The sequence below is a fragment of the Micromonospora sp. SL1-18 genome, from assembly GCF_047921505.1.
Taxonomy (GTDB): Bacteria; Actinomycetota; Actinomycetes; order Mycobacteriales; family Micromonosporaceae; genus Micromonospora.
The window spans coordinates 35780-52837 of the sequence record NZ_JBLROA010000040.1 but is presented as its reverse complement, the minus strand read 5'-3'; the positions used below and the strand labels follow the sequence as shown (position 1 = coordinate 52837).

Annotated in this window: 11 protein-coding genes; 2 read left to right on the top strand and 9 right to left on the bottom strand. The window is 71.6% G+C overall.

Going from position 1 to position 17058, the window contains the following annotated elements; translation table 11 throughout:
• Positions 1 to 86 precede the first annotated feature (86 nt).
• On the bottom strand, positions 87 to 4481 hold the full coding sequence (locus ACNAW0_RS19675) for a S8 family serine peptidase (RefSeq protein WP_416289383.1): 4395 nt from the start codon (positions 4479 to 4481) through the stop codon (positions 87 to 89).
• 289 nt (positions 4482 to 4770) lie between these two features.
• On the opposite strand from ACNAW0_RS19675, the gene ACNAW0_RS19670 reads away from it, so the two are divergent.
• Positions 4771 to 5325, top strand: a complete 555-nt coding sequence (locus ACNAW0_RS19670; protein ID WP_416289382.1) for a winged helix-turn-helix domain-containing protein — start codon at positions 4771 to 4773, stop codon at positions 5323 to 5325.
• Between the two features lie 75 nt (positions 5326 to 5400).
• On the opposite strand, the gene ACNAW0_RS19665 is transcribed toward ACNAW0_RS19670, so the two are convergent.
• Positions 5401 to 5913: a hypothetical protein gene (locus ACNAW0_RS19665; protein ID WP_416289381.1), complete on the bottom strand. Its 513-nt coding sequence runs from the start codon at positions 5911 to 5913 to the stop codon at positions 5401 to 5403.
• Entirely contained in the window at positions 5903 to 7714 is a 1812-nt protein-coding gene (locus ACNAW0_RS19660; RefSeq protein WP_416289380.1) for a RyR domain-containing protein, read from the bottom strand. The genes ACNAW0_RS19665 and ACNAW0_RS19660 overlap by 11 nt, the downstream gene beginning before the upstream one ends.
• 167 nt (positions 7715 to 7881) lie before the next feature.
• On the opposite strand from ACNAW0_RS19660, the gene ACNAW0_RS19655 reads away from it, so the two are divergent.
• Positions 7882 to 8295: a TIGR03668 family PPOX class F420-dependent oxidoreductase gene (locus tag ACNAW0_RS19655; protein WP_416289379.1), complete on the top strand. Its 414-nt coding sequence runs from the start codon at positions 7882 to 7884 to the stop codon at positions 8293 to 8295.
• A 9-nt stretch (positions 8296 to 8304) separates the two neighbouring features.
• On the opposite strand, the gene ACNAW0_RS19650 is transcribed toward ACNAW0_RS19655, so the two are convergent.
• From ACNAW0_RS19650 to ACNAW0_RS19625, 6 genes are all read right to left on the bottom strand, one after another.
• The gene (locus tag ACNAW0_RS19650; protein ID WP_416289378.1) at positions 8305 to 9144 is read right to left on the bottom strand and encodes an ion transporter; all 840 of its coding nucleotides are present in this window, start codon (positions 9142 to 9144) and stop codon (positions 8305 to 8307) included.
• A gap of 312 nt (positions 9145 to 9456) precedes the next feature.
• Positions 9457 to 9852 carry a hypothetical protein gene (locus tag ACNAW0_RS19645; RefSeq protein WP_416289377.1) on the bottom strand — a complete coding sequence of 132 codons (396 nt, stop codon included), beginning with the start codon at positions 9850 to 9852 and terminating at the stop codon, positions 9457 to 9459.
• A 143-nt stretch (positions 9853 to 9995) separates the two neighbouring features.
• Positions 9996 to 10304 carry a MoaD/ThiS family protein gene (locus tag ACNAW0_RS19640; RefSeq protein WP_416289376.1) on the bottom strand — a complete coding sequence of 103 codons (309 nt, stop codon included), beginning with the start codon at positions 10302 to 10304 and terminating at the stop codon, positions 9996 to 9998.
• On the bottom strand, positions 10301 to 11416 hold the full coding sequence (locus ACNAW0_RS19635; RefSeq protein ID WP_416289375.1) for a WD40/YVTN/BNR-like repeat-containing protein: 1116 nt from the start codon (positions 11414 to 11416) through the stop codon (positions 10301 to 10303). Before ACNAW0_RS19635 ends, ACNAW0_RS19640 begins: the two co-directional genes overlap by 4 nt.
• Before the next feature lie 209 nt (positions 11417 to 11625).
• Positions 11626 to 12915, bottom strand: coding sequence for a TIGR02679 domain-containing protein (locus tag ACNAW0_RS19630; protein WP_416289374.1), 1290 nt, complete (start codon positions 12913 to 12915; stop codon positions 11626 to 11628).
• Entirely contained in the window at positions 12912 to 17054 is a 4143-nt protein-coding gene (locus ACNAW0_RS19625; protein WP_416289373.1) for a TIGR02680 family protein, read from the bottom strand. The genes ACNAW0_RS19630 and ACNAW0_RS19625 overlap by 4 nt, the downstream gene beginning before the upstream one ends.
• Positions 17055 to 17058 lie beyond the last annotated feature (4 nt).

Sequence of the window (17058 nt, the reverse complement as noted above, 5' to 3'; positions counted from 1 at the left end):
TTCGGGCGCCGCGGCCGGCAACCTCCAGACCTGATCCGGCCCGCCTGGTTGGGAACCAGGCGGGCCGGTCAGTCACTGCTCAGTTGTCAGCAGCTTGACGGGGACAGGGCGAAGTTCTCCACCGTCGGGGTGGTGGTGATCGTCGTCTGACGCGTCTGGGGCTGCCAGCCGTCCTTGGCCACGATCAGCTTCAGCGGGTTGTGCTTGCGGTCCAGCCAGTAGGCGTACCTACCCTGTTCGTCGGTGGCGAGGGTCCAGGACATCGCCTTCGCGTTGACCTGGACGAGCGCGCCAGCCAGCGGGGAGCTGACGCCCTTGCAGCTCGTCCCGGTGACGGTACCCAGCAGCTTGCCCCAGGTACCCGGAGGAGTCACGTTCATCGTCACCGGCACCGGCTGCACCGTGTACGGCGTGTTCTGCTTGATTCCGACCGAGGCGGTGTAGGTGCCGGGCTGGTCGACGTTCGCCGTCATCTCGACGGTGACCGTGACCTTCTCACCCGGCGCCAGCGTGGCCGCCGTCTTGTCGATCGTCATCCAGCTGACGTCCGCCGCGGCCTCAGCGCACTCCTCGAACCCGGGCAGCACCTCGCTGTCCGCCGTGGCGTTGAAGCTGCCCGACGAACCGCCGATCTTGTAGAAGCCGCACGCCGCGCCGCCGCGGTACCGCGGGGTGTTGGCGTTCGGCAGGTTGGACCACGAGTTGCCGGCCGGGACGTAGGCGAAGCCGGCGTTGGTGATGGCTCCGCCCTGCACACCGCCGACGACCATGAACTTGCCGTTCGCGACGGCGAACGAGCTGGCCCAGCTGTCGACCGGCGCGTCGGCGATGGCGGTCCAGGCGTTGGCGGCCGGGTCGAAGGCGTAGCTGGCCTTGTGCGCGACGGACCCGTCGTTGCCGCCGGTGCAGTAGACGACACCGTCGATACCGCCGCAGGAGGCGAACGCCACCGACTTCGGGTAGTTGGGCAGCGTCTCCCAGGTGTCGCTGCCCGGGTCGTACCGGACGGCCGAGTTGGACATCGGCGTGCAGGACGAGGTCGTGCAACCGCCGACGGCGTACAGCTTGCCGTCGACGACCGCCTGCCCGGCCGCGGCGCGCGGCGCGGGGTTGTTGGCCTTCTTCGTCCAGGTGTTGGCCGCCGGGTCGTACGACCAGGTGGTGCCGTCGGGCCCGGACGCCGCCCAGCCGCCGGTCGCGATGATCTTCCCGTCCGCGACGCCCACCGTCAGGGCGTTGCGCGCGCCGGGGAGATCGGCGATCGGCGCCCAGTTCTGCGCGATCGGGTCGTACACGTAGTTCTTCGCCGTGGACGCCGATCCGTTGCCGCCGGCGATCGAGTAGACCTTGCCGTCGAGGTTGACCACCCGGTTGTCCATCACGTTCGCCGGGTAGTTGGCGATGTTCGTCCACGGCGCGGCGTACGGGCCGTCCGCGGCAGAGCTCGCCTTGGCCGGCTTGCCGGTCGCCTGCGCGGCGAACGACGTCGGGACGTTGAGCCGCTGCTCAGGTGCGCCGCTGGAGGCGAGCACCTCCTGCTTGCTCATCTTGGAGCCGTCGGCGCGCAGGAGGACGAAGTCGCCGGCCCGCTCACTGAACTCGACGTCGACGGGCGCGGCGCCGGTGTTGGTCACCGTGAAGGTCTTCCTGGCCTTGCCGGCGGGCATCTGAGCCGAGCCGACGACCTCGGCCGGCTCGATCGACAGCCGACCAGCCCCGAGTTGGAAGGCCGTTCCGGTCGCCTGGTGGGCTTGGACGTCGACCTGCTTGCTCTGGCTGATGTACTTGCCGGACTTCGCGGTGAACTTGTGCGAGCCGGTCAGCGACGAGAACATCCAGAAGAAGCCGTCGGGCAGCTTGGTGTCGTCCGGGGTGGCAGCGGTGGTGGCCTGCTCCGCCGGCCGGTCGTCGCTGGTGACGGTGGCGCCGTTGAGGTACTTGTTGTCGTTCTTGTCCTGCACGTGGCCGAGCACCAGGCCGCCGTCGATCGGCTGGCAGACGACCTTGCTGCCGATCAGCACGTTGTCGACCTGCCACCAGTAGGCCCACTGGGCGTCGTAGTAGTGGAACCGGACCCGGGTCTGCGCGTTGCCGGCTGCCTGGGGGATCTTGATCTCGGTGACCCGCGGTCCGCGGGTGCTGACCGACTGCCGGAGCACGTTGGTCCAGGTGGTGCCACCGTCGAGGCTGAGGTCGACATCGCCGCGGCTGGTGGTGTACTGCTGGTAGTCCTGGTTGAACCGGATCACCGGCGCCTCGACGTCGGTGAGGTCGACGACCGGGCTGACCAGCGAGCTGTCCTGCCGATTGCCGATGCCGTACTTGTCGCTGTCGATGATCGCGAACCTGCCGGTGCCGCCGGTCAGGTTGCCGCGGTTGCCGGGGTCGGTGAACTGCCAGACCTGGCCGTTGCCAATGTTGTCCTCCACGGACCAGCCGGACGGCACGGTGGTGCCGTCGAAGGTCTCGTACACCCCGTCGGAGCCGTTGCGGTATCCGGGCGCGGCGGTGCAGGAGTTGGCAGCCGTCGGCACGGCAACGTTGTGCGTGACGTTGCTCGAGCCGACCGCGACCTCGTTGGTCACCGTCTGGTAGCCCGGGTACTGCGGCTCGACCTTGATGCTGTAGGTCGCCCCGGACGGCAGCTTGAAGCTGTACTGGCCGTTGGTGGGCGTGGTGTAGTCGGACACACCCGACGGGCCCTCGACGCTCACCTTGGCGTAGAGCGGCCAGCCCTGGCCGGAGCCGTCGGTGACCGACCCGCTGACGGTGACGCTCGGCATCGCTGTCAGCGCGACGTTGGTCGTCGTGGTCGTGTCCTTGGTGATCGTCGCCGACACCGTCTTGGTCCCGTAGCCGAACGCCGACACGGCGATCTGGTAGTCACCAGCCGGCAGGAGGGACGAGTACTTGCCGTCGCTGCCGGTCTTCAGCTGGCGGCTGGCCGGGCCGGTCAGCGCCAGCGCGGCACCCGCGATCGGAGCACCGCTGCCCGCGTCCGTGACCGTGGCGGTCAGGGTGCCGGTGTCGCCGATCGGGGCTGCGTCGAGCAGCGCGAGGGTGTCCAGGCGGCCCTCACCGTAGACGTTGTTGTTCGCCGCGGTGCCGCCGCACTGGCTGTCGGCCTTGTCGACCGCCGTGGTGTTCAGCAGCGCGCGGGTGGCGTCGATGTCACCGACCAGCGCCGGTGCCGCCGACCACAGCAGCGCGACCGCGCCCGCGAGGTGCGGGGTGGCCATCGAGGTGCCGTTGTAGCTGGCGTAGCTGTTGCCCGGAACGCTCGACCGGACGTTCACGCCGGGTGCCGAGATGTTCGGCTTGATCGTGCCGTTCTGCCCGGCGCCGCGGGAGGAGAAGCTGGCGATGTTGTTGTTGATGTCGTACGCGCCAGCGGAGTAGTTGCTGGTCAGGCTGCCCGGCGAGCCGCTGGTCTGGCAGTTCGGACCGTTGTTGCCGTTGGCCCAGGCTCCGAAGATGCCCGAGTCCTTCCACGCGTTGGTCACGTCCTCCATGAACGGGTCGTTGGAGGGCGCTGTGGTACCCCACGAGTTGTTGATGATGTTCGGCCGCTTGCTCGCGTCCGGGTTCTGACCGTTGAGGTCCCGGGGCTGCAGCATCCACTGGCCGGAGTTGATCAGCGCGGCGTCGCTGGGGCAGCAGCCGTTCGCCGCGATCCACTTGACCTCGGGGGCGACGCCGACCTGGTTGGCGCCGTCGGAGCCGGCCATCGTGCCCATGGTGTGGGTGCCGTGGCCGTTGTTGTCGCAGGGGGTGGCGCAGGTTCCGGCGGCGTTGTACCAGTTGTAGTTGTGGTTGAACGTGCCGTCGCCGTTGTTGCCGCGGTAGGAGTTCACCAGGGCCGGGTGGTCGAACTGGACTCCGGTGTCGATGTTCGCCACCGTGATGCCGGCGCCCTTGACGCCGTACTGGGACCAGACCTGGTCGGCCTTGATGTTCGCGATGCCCCACTCGAGGGCGTTCACCGTCTTCTCGTTGGTGCCCTCGGTGACCTCGGGCACCTTGTACTCGATCGGGGCGTACAGGCCGTCGACCTCGGCGTGGGCGGCGAAGTTCTGCACCATTGTCGACGTGCCGCCGGTGACCTTGATGGCGTTGGTCGCCCAGAAGGCCTCGTACTTCACGCCCAAGCTGTCGAGCTCAGCCCGGATCTTGGCCTGGCTTGCGGCGGCGGTCTTCTGCAACCCCTCGGCGACCGCGGTGCCCCGCTTGTTCCAGTCCTTGTTCGCGGTGGCCTGCCTCAGGTCCGCCTTGTCCTTGAAGTGGATCCAGAAATCGCCTTCGTTCTTGCCCTGCAGTTGCTTCGCGAGGTCCGGGCGGATCTTGTCCGCCGCGGCACCTGTTCCCGTTCCGGCCTGTGCGCCGGTGCTGGTCGCGATCAGAGCTGTCGCGACGAGGGCCAGTGCCGCGCCCGCGCTCGCCAGGGTTCTGGCTACGCGCCTTGGATGTGGACGTCTCAGCATCGTTGCTGCCTCCTCCAGAACGACCCGCGGTTTGTCGAGCCGTGGCGAAGGGTGTAGGAGATCGTTTCCGTCAGGATCACGTCGGAACGAACGAACCCCTTGCCCGGGGCGGCCGTGCGGGTCACGCCGACTGCCCGGTTGGACGATATGATCGAGGTGAATGGACGATCAAGAACAGGACGTAAGCAACTCATCACTATCAGTTGCCTAGTTGTCGGCAGGCTTGACGGTTACTGTCACGGCCAAGACGAAGTTGGGCAGAGATTGCCGTCGTTTCGGGGTGGGTGTTGTGGCCGAGGACGACGAGAGAATTACGCCGGGCGGATCCGCCCCGGCCGAGAACGTGTTTCCACTGTTGATCGCGGTGGCACCGTCGCCGGCCGAACGGATCCGGCTCGCGGAACTCCTGGACGGTGTGGCACCACTGCTGCTGGTGGCCGACCTCGATGAGCTGCGCAAGCTGATCGCGATTCCGCAACAGCGTTCGACGGAGCCACCCACGCGAGCGCCCGCCGCCGCGCCTGCGGCATCCGACGACACCCTGCTGATCGACTCGGTCCGGTCCACGGCCCGCTGCGGGGACCGCCAGGTCGACCTCACCCGGCTCGAACACGACCTGCTGAGCTGCCTGACCACCGAGCCACTCCGGGTGTGGAGCTACGCCGAGCTGCACCGGTCGGTCTGGCGTGACGAACAGCTGCAGCGCAGGGCGGACGTACAGTCCCTGGTGAAGCGGCTGCGGCGCAAGCTCGCCGCGCTCGGCACCGGCGTCACCATCGACGCCGTACGCGGTGTCGGGTTCCGCCTGACCCACCACCAGCGGCCCAGAATCGGCGGCGGGTGACACCCGTCGGACGTGGACAGACCGATCTCGTGGGCGGCACACTCGGCGGCGCAGTGGCGCTGCGTACCGCGATCGTCAGCCCGTGGGGGGCGTTCGTCGGGCGCCGGTCGGCCACAGGATCGTGGTCGGGATGCCGCGCCGCCGCGCCCAGTCGACGGTGCGGTCCGTCGCCGCGGCGTGGCAGCCGGGTTCGCCGTCCCAGACCGCCACGAGTCGCTGTATCCGACGGAGCAGTTCCCGATTGGCGGCCACGTAGGCGGCGGTGCCGGAGCGGACGTGTCCGGTGTGGATGATCTCCGTCGCCCGCTGCAGCAACTCGTCGAAAGCGGCCCGGCTGTCCGGCGCGATCGCCACGGAACGGTAGTCGGGGGCCGGCAGGACCACCTCGTACGTGCCGCCGGTGGCCAGCACCGCGCGCGCGAAGATCTGGTCGGCACCGCCCGCCAGGCAGGTGACGCCGTGCACCGGCCGGTCACTGATCCGGCGCAGCTCAACGCGGAGCGCGTCGGCGACGAGCCGCTCGGTGGCGGGGGCCAGGTTGATGTGCCCGGTGATGCCCACGCGCAGCGGTACGGGGTCAGACGCCATCGGCCGATCCTCTTCTCTGCGTGGGCACGGCGGGCGTCAACCGGATCAGTTCGAACCCGCTGTCGGAGAGGACATCGGGCAGCGTACGGATCTCCTCGCGGTTATGCTCCTGGACCTGCGGGGCCAGCTCGTGCCAGGGCCGCAGTGCGGGGTGCCGCCGCCGGGTGTCGTCGCGCGGCTCGCCGTACGTCCAGCCCTCCCCCTGCCGTTCCCGGCACCACCGTTCGTGCTCGAGTCGGGCGAGTTCGTCGATCCGGTCGTCGATGGCCTGCCCGGCGGCCGAGGCGTCGCCGCTGCCGCCGTGCCGGGGCGCCACGACGCAGCCGAGGTTCAACAGCTTGGCGGCGATGTCCTGGACGTGGGCGCGGTTGGCCCGCCGCAGGGACTCGGGCAGACGCGACCAGTCCACCATCGCGGGCGCGTCGCCGGAGCGCACCCCGGCTCGCCGCTGGGCGTGCAGGTACCGGTCGTGGATCTGCTGTGCCAGCCGTTCCGTGAGGTCCTCGGCGATCAGTCGGGCGTCGCAGGCGCGGGTCAGAACCGGGTAGAGGCGCAGCTTGCCGTGGACCTCGTCGAGCAGGTCGTGGCGGGAGTCGCCGTGGAAGGCGGCGGCGAGCGCCGCCTGCCGGTAGACCGGTACGAAGACGACGCTGTCCGCCCCTCGCCAGAGCGCGGGGGTGTCCAGCACGAACTGCAGGCCGGTGCGCTCGTCGGGGGCGCAGAGGTAGATGCGGTCGTAGCCGCCGGCGGCCAGTTGCGGCAGCGCGGCGAGGCCGTCAAGGTCCAGGTCGTACGCGGACAGCCGACAGACAGTGGCCAGGAACGGGTAGCGGGAGACGGCCAGGGTGAGCTCGGCGGTGGCGTCGGGTGCCACGAGGTCCACGTGCAGTGGTGGCACGGGCTCGCCGGTGCGGGTGCCGGCCCGGCGCGTCCGCCAGTGCCGCGCGGTTTCCACCAGCAGGGCGCGGCGGAAGGTGCCGTTGCCGGCGATGAGGACCTTCGCCGGCCGGTCGGGGGCGGGGCGGCGCAACGGGTGACGGCGGTGCAGCGCGCGGGCGGCGATGTCGTCGACGTGGAAGTAGTCCAGCCGCAGCCGGCTGGAGCCGGCGGCGCCCAGCCGCCGGGCCTGCAGGGACAGGCACATCTCGGGATCGTGGACCTGGACGTAGACCCGGGGTGGCTGTCGCCGGTCCTGGATGAGCCGGTTGACGGTGTTGGCGACGGCGTGGTTACGGTCGTCGTTGTCGGTGCAGGCGTAGATGGTGTGGGCCCGGGGCACGCCGGCGCCGCGTAGCACTTCGGCGCTGGTGGGGTCGCCGATGACGCCGAGGTAACGACGCTGGCGGTATTCCAGCGGCCCGAACGGTTCGGAGCGCAGCACGACCACGCGTTCGCCGTCGGCGAAGAGCCGATCGGCGAGCATGTGGGCGAACTGGGAGTCGCCGCAGACCAGGACGTGACCGCGGGCCCGTCGGGCACGCAGGCGACGGATCTCCGCGGCCAGCAGCAGCCGGCCGGTCTCGACCACGGCGAGCAGGGTGAACAGCGGGGCGGTGAACCGGGCGACCTGCAGCTGCCACGGATAGGGGCCGGGCTCCTGGAACGGTTCGGCGCTGAGGACGAAGAGTTGGAGGTCGTAGTAGAGCGCGTCCCACGAGTCGTGGATGGCCTCCGGCCGGGCCTGCAGCAAACGCTCGAAGCCGAGATAGCCGAGGGCCAGGGAGACCAGGCCGATGACTCCGAACACGATTCGCAGCCATCGTGCGGTCGGGCGGGAGAAACCACCGAGGGGGTGCGTCATCGAGCGGCTCTCGTGTCGACGGTGCCGTGGTGGAAAGGGCCGACCGGGCCGGGACACCGGCATCGGCGTCGCGGCCACCGGGTTGCGCCCATGAACCAAATGGTATTTGACGCAGTCGATCACGACGGTACGCAGCGTGAGCTGCCTCCACTGTTACGGTCGGCTCCATGACCGCCGACGAACTCCGGCACCGGGTCGAGTCGGCCCGGGTGGCCCGCCTGGCCACGGTCGGGGCCGACGGCCGCCCGCACCTGGTGCCGGTGTGCTTCGTCCTGCTCGGCGACGTCGTCTACCACGCGGTCGACCAGAAACCCAAGCGGCACCGGAGGCTACGCCGGCTGGAGAACATCCGGGCGACGGGACAGGCCTGCCTGCTGATCGACGAGTACGACGACGACTGGTCCCGGCTGTGGTGGGTCCGCCTGGACGGGCACGGCTGGCTGGTGGAGGACCGTACGGAGGAGGCCGCGGCCCGCGCGGCGTTGGTCGACAAATATCCGCAGTACGCCCAGCGGCCACCGGCCGGACCGGTGGTCGCGATGCGGGTGACCGGCTGGTCGTCGTGGTCTGCGGCGCAGTGACGGCCGGCGTCATCGTTCTCGGGGGTCCAGCGTCGACTGTCCGTTCTTGCGGTCGATCCGCAGTTCCCCCTCCAGGTCGGCCACCAGCGTACGCAGGTCGTCCAGCTGCTGGCTGATCATGATCCGGTCGATGTGGTCCGGCACGCCGTCGCGGTCCTCGTCGACTGCCATTCGTTCGGTCATCTCCAGCCGGCGGGCCTCCTCCCACGAGTTGACGACCACCGCGATCAGAAGGTTCAGCAGCAGGTAGACGGCGATGAGCACGTAGCTGATGTAGTAGACGAGGGTCCACGGCGACAGCGCCATGCCCTGCTCGATCAGACCGGGCAGCGTGTTCAGGGACAGCAGCACGAACAGGGTCAGTACGGCCTGACCGACCGAGCCGTAATCGTCCGGAAAGGTATCGGCGAAGATGAGCCACCCGACCATGCCGTACACGTACAGGGTCACCAGGGCCAGTGCGAGGAACCCGCCGACGCCGGGAAGGCTGCGCAGCAGGGCCACCACGATGGTGCGCAGCCCCGGCCACAAGCGCACCAACCGCGCCACGCGCGCGACCCGGATCACCCGCAGAGTCGCCGACTCTCCGTTCAGGCCAGGGAGGAACGCCGCAGCGATCACGACGAAATCGAACACGTTCCAGCCATGCCGGAAGAAGTCCTGGGGCCGGCGCCCGTACGCCAGCACCCGGATGCCCATCTCGATGACGAACACCGCACGGAAGAACCATTCCAGCGCCCGCAGCAACACTCCGAGCGACCCCGGGTGCGGGTAGGTCTCCACACCGAGCACCACCGCGTTCGCGCCGATGACGCCGACGATCGCCACCTCGAACCAGTGCGACTCCACGATGCCGGCACACCGTCGGGCCACCTGCGACGGCCGCGATCCGGACACCGCTGGGGCGGAGCGCTGGAGCGGTAGCGGCTGCTCGCTCACCGGGCCGCGTCCGGCTCGGGCAGGACGCGATGGCCGGCCAACAGGCAACGCGTCACGTCACCGGCGGGATGCGGACGCCACGGCGCAGGGTTGATCACCGAGCCAGCGTACGAGTGTGCGGCCTGCCACCGTCGGCACGGTACCCAGTTTCGCAGCAGCGCCGCCGACAGGTACGAGCAGTCCGAGGAGACGCCGCAGCCGCCACGTCGACGGTGTACGGCGTCAACCGGCGCGGTTCAAGGCGCGCTTGTTACGCGGCCGCCCGTTTTCCTGGACCCGGTAGCCGTCGTCGCCGAGCATCCGGCGTGCGGCGTCGAGCCCGGTCAAGGCCGCCGCGTAGGCGGCCACCTCCCGCTGGAAGTGCTCGACCTTGGCGTACCAGAACTTGAGCTCCGGGTTGATCGCCTTCGCGTTGATGTAGTTGACGATGTCGGTTTCCGGGGTGATGCCCTGGCGGGCGTAGGAGCGGTCGAAGCGGGCCTTGGTCCGCTCGTACTTCTCGTTCATCGCGGTGAGTCCGGCTTCGGCCTCCAACAGCCTGGCCCGCAGGTACCGCACATAGCTCAGAGGTACCGACGGGACGGTGAGTGCCGACCGGCGCGCAGGCGCAGGGGACATGTCGATCGCCCTCCTTCGAACGCGGTGACCGGGCGCACCGTGACGGCGGTCGGTTCGCCCCGGCCCCGCTGCAAACGCAGTGATGTCCTTCTACCCAGGTCGGCGGCTGGATATGCATGCCGAATGGGCTTGGCCACGGTGAGTTACCCCCCGGCCATGGCTCCGAGGATGATGAACGGCTCCTCGCCGGCGACGACCCGCTCGGGAAGTGGGGTGTCGGGCGACTCGTTGGACAGGTCCTCCTGACAGGCGTAGAAGCGGATGAAGGCGCGGCGCTTGCCGCTGTGGCGGTCGCGGATCGTGCCGAGCAGCATCGGGTACTGCGCCTCAAGGGTTTCCAGCACCCGGCGCTGGGTGACCGGCCCGGCGTCCGGGCCGGTCACCTCGAGGCGTACCTCGCCGTTGACGTGAGCCAGATTCTTCAGGTGGGCCGGGAGGACGACCCGGATCACGGCAGCACCTGGACTTCCACGGAGAGCACGGGCGGCAGGTCCCGGACGATCGGGGCCCAGCTGTCGCCGCCGTCGGCCGAGTGGTAGACCTGACCGCCGGTGGTGCCGAAGTAGATCCCACACGGGTCGAGGGTGTCGACCGCCATCGCGTCGCGCAGCACGTTGACGTAGCAGTCGGACTGCGGCAGGCCCTTGGTCAACGGCTCCCAGTCGTTGCCGCCGGTGCGGCTGCGATAGACGCGCAGCTTGCCCTCCGGCGGGTAGTGCTCGGAGTCGCTCTTGATCGGCACGACGTAGATGGTCTCCGGCTCGTGCGCGTGCACCGCGATCGGGAAGCCGAAGTCGGACGGTAGATCGCCGCTGACCTCGCGCCAGTTCGCGCCGGCGTCGTCGCTGCGCATCACGTCCCAGTGCTTCTGCATGAACAGGGTGTCCGGCCGGGACGGATGCTGGGTGATGTGGTGCACGCAGTGGCCGACCTCGGCCTCCTCGGCGGGGATCTCGCCCGAGCGCAGGCCCTTGTTGATCGGCAGCCAGCTGGCGCCGCCGTCGTCGCTGCGGAACGCCCCCGCCGCCGAGATGGCGACGTAGATCCGGCCCGGGTGCGCCGGGTCCAGGATGATCGTGTGCAGACACATGCCGCCGGCCCCGGGCTGCCACTTCGGCCCGGTCGGGTGCGTACGCAGGGCGGTGAGCTCGGTCCACTTCTGCCCGCCGTCGGTGGTGACGTAGAGGGCGGCGTCCTCCGCGCCCGCGTACACCGTGTCGGGGTCGTCGCGGGACGGCTCGAGGTGCCAGATGCGCTTGAACTCCCACGGACGCGGGGTGCCGTCGTACCAGAGGTGCTCACCCACGTCGCCGGAGTAGGCGAAGTCGTTGCCGACCGTGTTCCAGGTCTTGCCGCCATCGTCGGAGCGCTGGATCAACTGGCCGAACCAGCCGCCGGACTGAGAGGCGTAGAGCCGGTCCGGGTCGGCCGGCGACCCGTTGAGGTGGTATATCTCCCAGCCGCCGAAGTGTGGTCCCTCGACGGTCCAGTCGTCGCGTCTGCCGTCCGAAGTCAGCACGAACGCGCCCTTGCGCGTGCCGACCAGCACTCGTACGCCGCTCATATCCTCATCCTTCCGCTCTGTCCGGCGATGCCCTCGGGTTAGACCCTCCGCCACGCCGAAGCTCATCGGTCTCCGCCAGTCGTACTCTCCGGGTACGACGAAACGGCCGCTTCGGAGCGGGCGACACGCCGACGGCGGTGCCGGTCGCGCCCGGATCGATCACCGGCGGGGCGGCGGGCGCAGGTGTCATCGTGGTCGGCGCGGAGCAGTCAGCGCCCCGCTTCGCGCAGATCGCTCAGCAGGAGGTCGATCAGCCGCTCCTCCATCACCGCGCGCCCGGCCCGGCGCATCGCGTCGGCCAGCGCCGGGTCCCAGGGCGTCGGGGCGGGGGCACCGAGCAGGGCCGGGCCCGACAGCGCGGCGGTCTCGTACTCGGTGGTGGTCATCCGCCATGCAACCGCGGTCGGGTAACGCGCGAGGGCCGCGGCGGTCAGTCGTACGCCCGTCCAGTCCAGGTCGTTGCGCCACCGGATCACCGCACCCGGTGCCGCGCGCAGCAGGGTGTGCACGGCCACCGACGGCACACCCTCGGTGCAGATCAGCGGCGGCGCCTGCGCGCCGAGTGCGGCGGTGGCCGCCCGGAGCACCGCCGGGTTCTCGCAGACGAAGATCTCGTCGCAGGTCAGCGCGAGCGGGGCGAGGCGAAGCTGGTGCAGGGTGGCCCGCACGGGCACGCCCGCGGCCGCGGCCTCGGTCAACCACCGTCCGAGCAGGCCGCCGGTGGCGGGTACGTTGAGCACCAGTACCTGACTGGCGAGGTCGTCGGGGACCAGGCCGACGGATTCCCACAGGGCTCGCTCGGGCTCCCCGCCGGTGGGCACCGGCATCTGCTGCCACGCGGCGAGGGCCCGCAGCACGAGGCCTCGCAGCGGGCCGTCGGTCAGGGCCTTGGTGTCGTCGAGTACGCGGTCGGCGAAGACCGGGATGGGCTCGTCCGGTGCGGGCAAGGCGTCGAGTACGCGCAGCACGTCAACGAACGGCAGGCCGGCTCGGACGGCACGGGTGAGGGTGCCGTCACGGCGCACGGCGTCGAGCCAGTCGCCGTACCAGCCGGCGGTGGCGTGCCGGCTCTCTCTGGCGGCGGTGAGCAGGGCAGCTCGAGCGCTGGCCTCGCGCTGCGCCTCGGCGGGCCGGTTGCGCAGGGGGACCATTGCGGAGAGCAGGTCGCGCAGGCCTACCCCGTGGACCGCGCGGAGATGATCGTCCACGTCGCTGAGGCGTACGCTGAGCCGCGCCGACCCAGCGGACCGGTGGGCGCCGCTGATCCCGATGATCACCACTCGTTCGTCGTCGGTGGGGGACGTCAGGGTCACGGCGACGTCGAGCCGTCCGCCGGTGCGCTCGAGGCTGCGCCGGGCGGCGGCCAGCAGCCGCCGCCAGCCCGGGGCGTCGGGCAGCCGCCGCCAGCCGGGGTCGATCTGCCCAGGCGGGCCGGAAGCAGGGCCGGCCCGGGTGGCCGGATCGGCGTGGCCGGCGGGCGGCCGCGGGCCCGCGCTCATTCGTCGGCGAGGTCGAGGACGAGTTCGGACGGGTCGATCTGATCGGCGACGCCGGGCGCGCGGCGGGTCTCTGGCGAGCCGAGCGCACGGGCCAACGTGCCGTCGAAGTCGGCGACGTTGACCGAGCCGTCCCACACCAGCAGCAGGGTGGAGACCGTGTGCTCGACGGTGGAGTGTGACAGGTCGTAGTGGGCCGCGCCGCGGACCGCCGGATGGGTGGCCCACAGGTCGTATCCGGTCATGAACAGGTCCAGGTCGAACTGCTTCGCCAGCGCCATCAGCTCGCCCCGGCCGGTGTCGTCCACCCCCGCGAACGCCTCGTCCAAGCCGAGGAGGCGGGGCACGTCCGGCCGGGCCGAGCCGAACAGGGCGTTCGCGGCGGCGAACAGCGGCAGGTGCAGCGACACGGACTGTTCGCCGCCGGAGAGCTGGCTGTGTCGGGCGCGGGTCAACGCCTCGGTGCCGCCACCCGGCCGGTGCAGGGTGAAGGCGAACGTGCGCCACTGCCGGTAGTCGAGCACCTCACCCAGCAGCTCCCGGTACGGCCGCTCGGGGTGCATCGCGCGGGCCGCCTTGATTCGGGCGGCGAAGTGCCGCCGCATGGTGGTCAGCTGGGCCGGCCCCAGCCGGGCCGGGTCGCGTTCGAGCAGCTTACACACCTCCCGCTGCTCGGCGTCGAGGTCGTCGGCGAGCCGCCAGCCGACGCCGACGGTCAGCCCGGAGGACATGCGGCGGGCCCGCATCTGGGTGTCCATCGCCTCGACCAGGTCGCGGGCCTCGATGGTGCGGTGATGGATCTGCCGGGCGAGTTGGCCGAGCAGCGCGTCCTCCAGCACCCGCTGCTCGGCGTCGGTGAGCAGCTGTTCCTGGTCGCGGCGTTCGCGGGCGATCCGGTCGGCGAAGTGCGCCACCGGGGTGAGTCCCTGCTCGTCGGCGACCCGGACGATGATGACTGCGTCGTCGGTGTCCCACTCGGGCCGCTGGTCCAGCCCGGCCGCCGGCAGCTGCGCCTGCAGTTCGGTCAGCGCGGTGGTGAGCCGAGTGGCGCTCTGCTTGAGCGAGGTCTCGGTCGGGCTGAGCTCCCTGGTGGCGGCGAGGATCGCCTCGTGCAGGGCGGCCACCTGCGGATCCAGGTCCGCGTCGGGGCCGTCGTCCGTCGCCCGGGCCGGCCACCGCAGGTCCGTCGGGCAACGCAGCAGCCCGAGCAGGTCCGGTCGGGCGTACGGGCGCAGCCGCAACGCGTCGTGGTGCGCCTCGGCCACCGCGGCGGTCACGGCCTGCTCGCTCAACTCCACCCGGGTGACCGCGGCGGCCCGCCGCTGCTGGGCGGCGCTCAGCTCGGCACGCGCCCGCTCGACCGCGGCCTCCGCCTCGATGATCTCGTCGGCGGTGCGCGCCACGTCGGCCAGCACCCGTTCCGCCTCGGCGCCGACGCCGGCCCGCAGCGTCTGGTACGCCTCGGCCTTCTCCGCGTGCCGCTCGGCTGCCACGCGTGCCGCGTCCTCGGCGGCGGCGAGCCGGTCGACGGCCTCGTCGTGGCGCTGCTGCGCCTGCGCCTCCTGTTCGGCGGCGCGCGCGGCGGCCGGGTGGGCGGCTTCCAGGCGTACTCCGCGCTTGTCGAACCGGTCGACGGCGTCGGCGGTGGCCGCCAGACGGTCCAGTGGGAGGGACCGCTCCGCGATGATCCGCTGCAGAGCGGCGGCAGCTGCGGCCCGTTCGGCCAGGGCCTGATCCAGGCGAGCGTTCGCCGCGGCCGAGGACTCCTGCCGGTTGCGCAGCGTGACCGCCGCCCGCTCCACCTCCCGCTGCGCGGTGTGGATTCCGGTGAGCGGCGGCAGCTGCCCGGCGACGGCCGTCACGGCGGCCAGCAGCCGCTCGATCGCCGACCGCTGCCCGTCGACCGTACGCAGTTCGGCGTCGAGCGCGGCGCGCTGCCGGTCGCAGTCGGCGAGCCGGGCGGCGCGCCGGGCCGCCCGGGCGGTCGCGCCGATGTACTCGCAGCGGGCCTTGGCGAACCGGCCGACGCCGACACCCTGGGCGTAACGGCCGTCGGCGCCGACGGTGACCGCCGCTGCGTCCTGCGGGTCGACCACGTCCGCCAACGCCACCGAGGCCAGCAGGTCACGGATCCGCTCGGCGGACACCTCGTCCTGCTCCTCGGCGACCAGCACGTCGGCGAGGGTCGCGCCGGCGGGACGCCGCTGCGGCGGCAGAGGCAGCAGGTAGCCGTCCAGATCCCGACCGGCCACCGCGTCCGCCGCGAGGTCAGGGTCGGGGTGCATCCAGGCGTCCAGCAGGCCGGCCGCGTGCAGGGCGGCCTCGATGGCCGCGGCGGTCGCGTCGGGCACGCCGTCGGCGAAGCGGACCAGCCGCCACAGGGGTGCGCCGGGCCGGCCGGCGCGCGGGGCGGGGCGGGTCACCGGGGTCGGCGGCGCGTCGTCGTGCTCGGCGGCGATCCGGTCCCGTTCCGCTGCCAGCTCGGCGAGGCGGCCGGCCAGCGCCGCGCGGTGCGCGGTCAGCTCCGCGAGCCGGTCGCGGTGCCGCGCGGCGGCCGGGGCGGTGGCGTCCGCGTACACCTCCCGCAGGGTCGGCGCGCCGGGCTCGCCGGCGGTGTCGACGGCGGCGGCCAGCAGGGCCGGCAGGTCCGGGCGGTCGAGGTCGGGCAGCAGGCCGGCGTGGTCCTGCGCCCACCGGTCGACGGCGGCGCGCACCTGCGCCCGGGCATCGGCCAGGGCACGCTCGGTGCGCTGCGCGGCCTGCTCGGCCTCGGTGAGCGCGTCGGCCGCGCCGGCCGCGTCGACGGCCGCGCGGGCGTGGTCGCGCTCGGCCTGTTCGTGCCGGGCCGCCTGCTCGCGCACGGCGCGCACGTCGTCGCGGCGGGCTCCGGCCCGGGCGGCGAGCCGCGCGGACAGTCCCTCCGGGACGTTGTCGGCGGCGGCCCAGGCGATCCCGGCGGTCTCGGCGTCGAGCAGCAGCTCGGCGGCGAGACGCTCGATGCTGGCCCGCGCGTCCCGGGTCGCCACGACGGCCCGTTCCCACTCGCCGCGCCGCCGTCCGGCGACGTCCTGCTCGACGGTGACGGACCGGCCGGCCCGCTCGGCCGCCTCGGCCAGGTCGTGCACGTGCCGTTCCAGGTCGGCGAGCTGCTCGTGGGACTGGTAGGCCGCCGAGCTCTTCAGGCTGTCCAGGTGCGCGCGCAGCCGGCCCGGCTCGCCCTCCACCGCCCGCAGGCGCCCGATGGATCCGCTCTCCGCCTCGGCCGCCGCCGCGGCCTCCCGGCGCGCCTCGGCGAGCGCCGCGGACCGGTCGGCGACTGCGGTACGGCGCGCGGTCAGCAGGTCGGCCGCCGCGCGGGCGTGGGTGCGCAGGTAGGTGGAGTAGACCGCGAGGAACGCGGCGGTGGCGCCGTCCGCGGCGGCCAACCCTTCGAGGGTACGGGCGACGGCCTCCATGTCGTCGAACGAACGGGCCGCCTCCACGAGCAGGTGGTCCTCGATCGGGCGCAGCCCGCGCTGCAGGGTACGGGACAGCTCGACCGGGTTGAGGTCCTTGGCCAGCTGCGGCTTGCGCAGCGTCAGCACCAGGTCGAGCAGCTGCTCGTAGCGGGCCGGGCCGAGGCCGAACAGCCGGGCATCGACGAGCTGCCGGTACTCTTCCGGGGAGTCCCGCACCGCGTCGGCGCCGAGCTGGTCGATCAAATCGCGCCGGGTCAGCGGCCGGTCGTCGGCGTCCAGCAGGGAGAAGTCCACGCCGACCCGGCCGTCGGTGACGAAGTGCCAGCGGGTCACCCGGTCGACGTGCCGGTGGGCGCGCAGCCCGATGCCGACCGTCACGTACGAGTCGCCGTCGCCGAACTCCATCCACACGTACGCGTGGGCCACCTCCTGCCCGCGGTAGAGCAGGTTCGACTTCATGGTCCGGTCCTCGCTGGCGAACGGGTTGAGCCGGCGCGGCTCGATCCGCCCGTCGAGCACGAACGGGAAGAGGACCTCCAGCGCCTTGGTCTTGCCGGAGCCGTTAGGCCCGCGTAGCACCAGCCACCCGTCGACGAAGCAGAACTCCTCGTCGCGGTAGTCCCACAGGTTGATGATCCCGGCCCGGGTGGGCGCGAAGCGGCGGACGGCACGTTGTTCGATCACAGCA

Coding starts and splice junctions, on each gene's coding strand:
- ACNAW0_RS19675 (WP_416289383.1), bottom strand. CDS start 4,481: ATGCTGAGACGTCCACATCCAAGGCGCGTAGCCAGAACCCTGGCGAGC.
- ACNAW0_RS19665 (WP_416289381.1), bottom strand. CDS start 5,913: ATGGCGTCTGACCCCGTACCGCTGCGCGTGGGCATCACCGGGCACATC.
- ACNAW0_RS19660 (WP_416289380.1), bottom strand. CDS start 7,714: ATGACGCACCCCCTCGGTGGTTTCTCCCGCCCGACCGCACGATGGCTG.
- ACNAW0_RS19655 (WP_416289379.1), top strand. CDS start 7,882: ATGACCGCCGACGAACTCCGGCACCGGGTCGAGTCGGCCCGGGTGGCC.
- ACNAW0_RS19645 (WP_416289377.1), bottom strand. CDS start 9,852: ATGTCCCCTGCGCCTGCGCGCCGGTCGGCACTCACCGTCCCGTCGGTA.
- ACNAW0_RS19635 (WP_416289375.1), bottom strand. CDS start 11,416: ATGAGCGGCGTACGAGTGCTGGTCGGCACGCGCAAGGGCGCGTTCGTG.
- ACNAW0_RS19630 (WP_416289374.1), bottom strand. CDS start 12,915: ATGAGCGCGGGCCCGCGGCCGCCCGCCGGCCACGCCGATCCGGCCACC.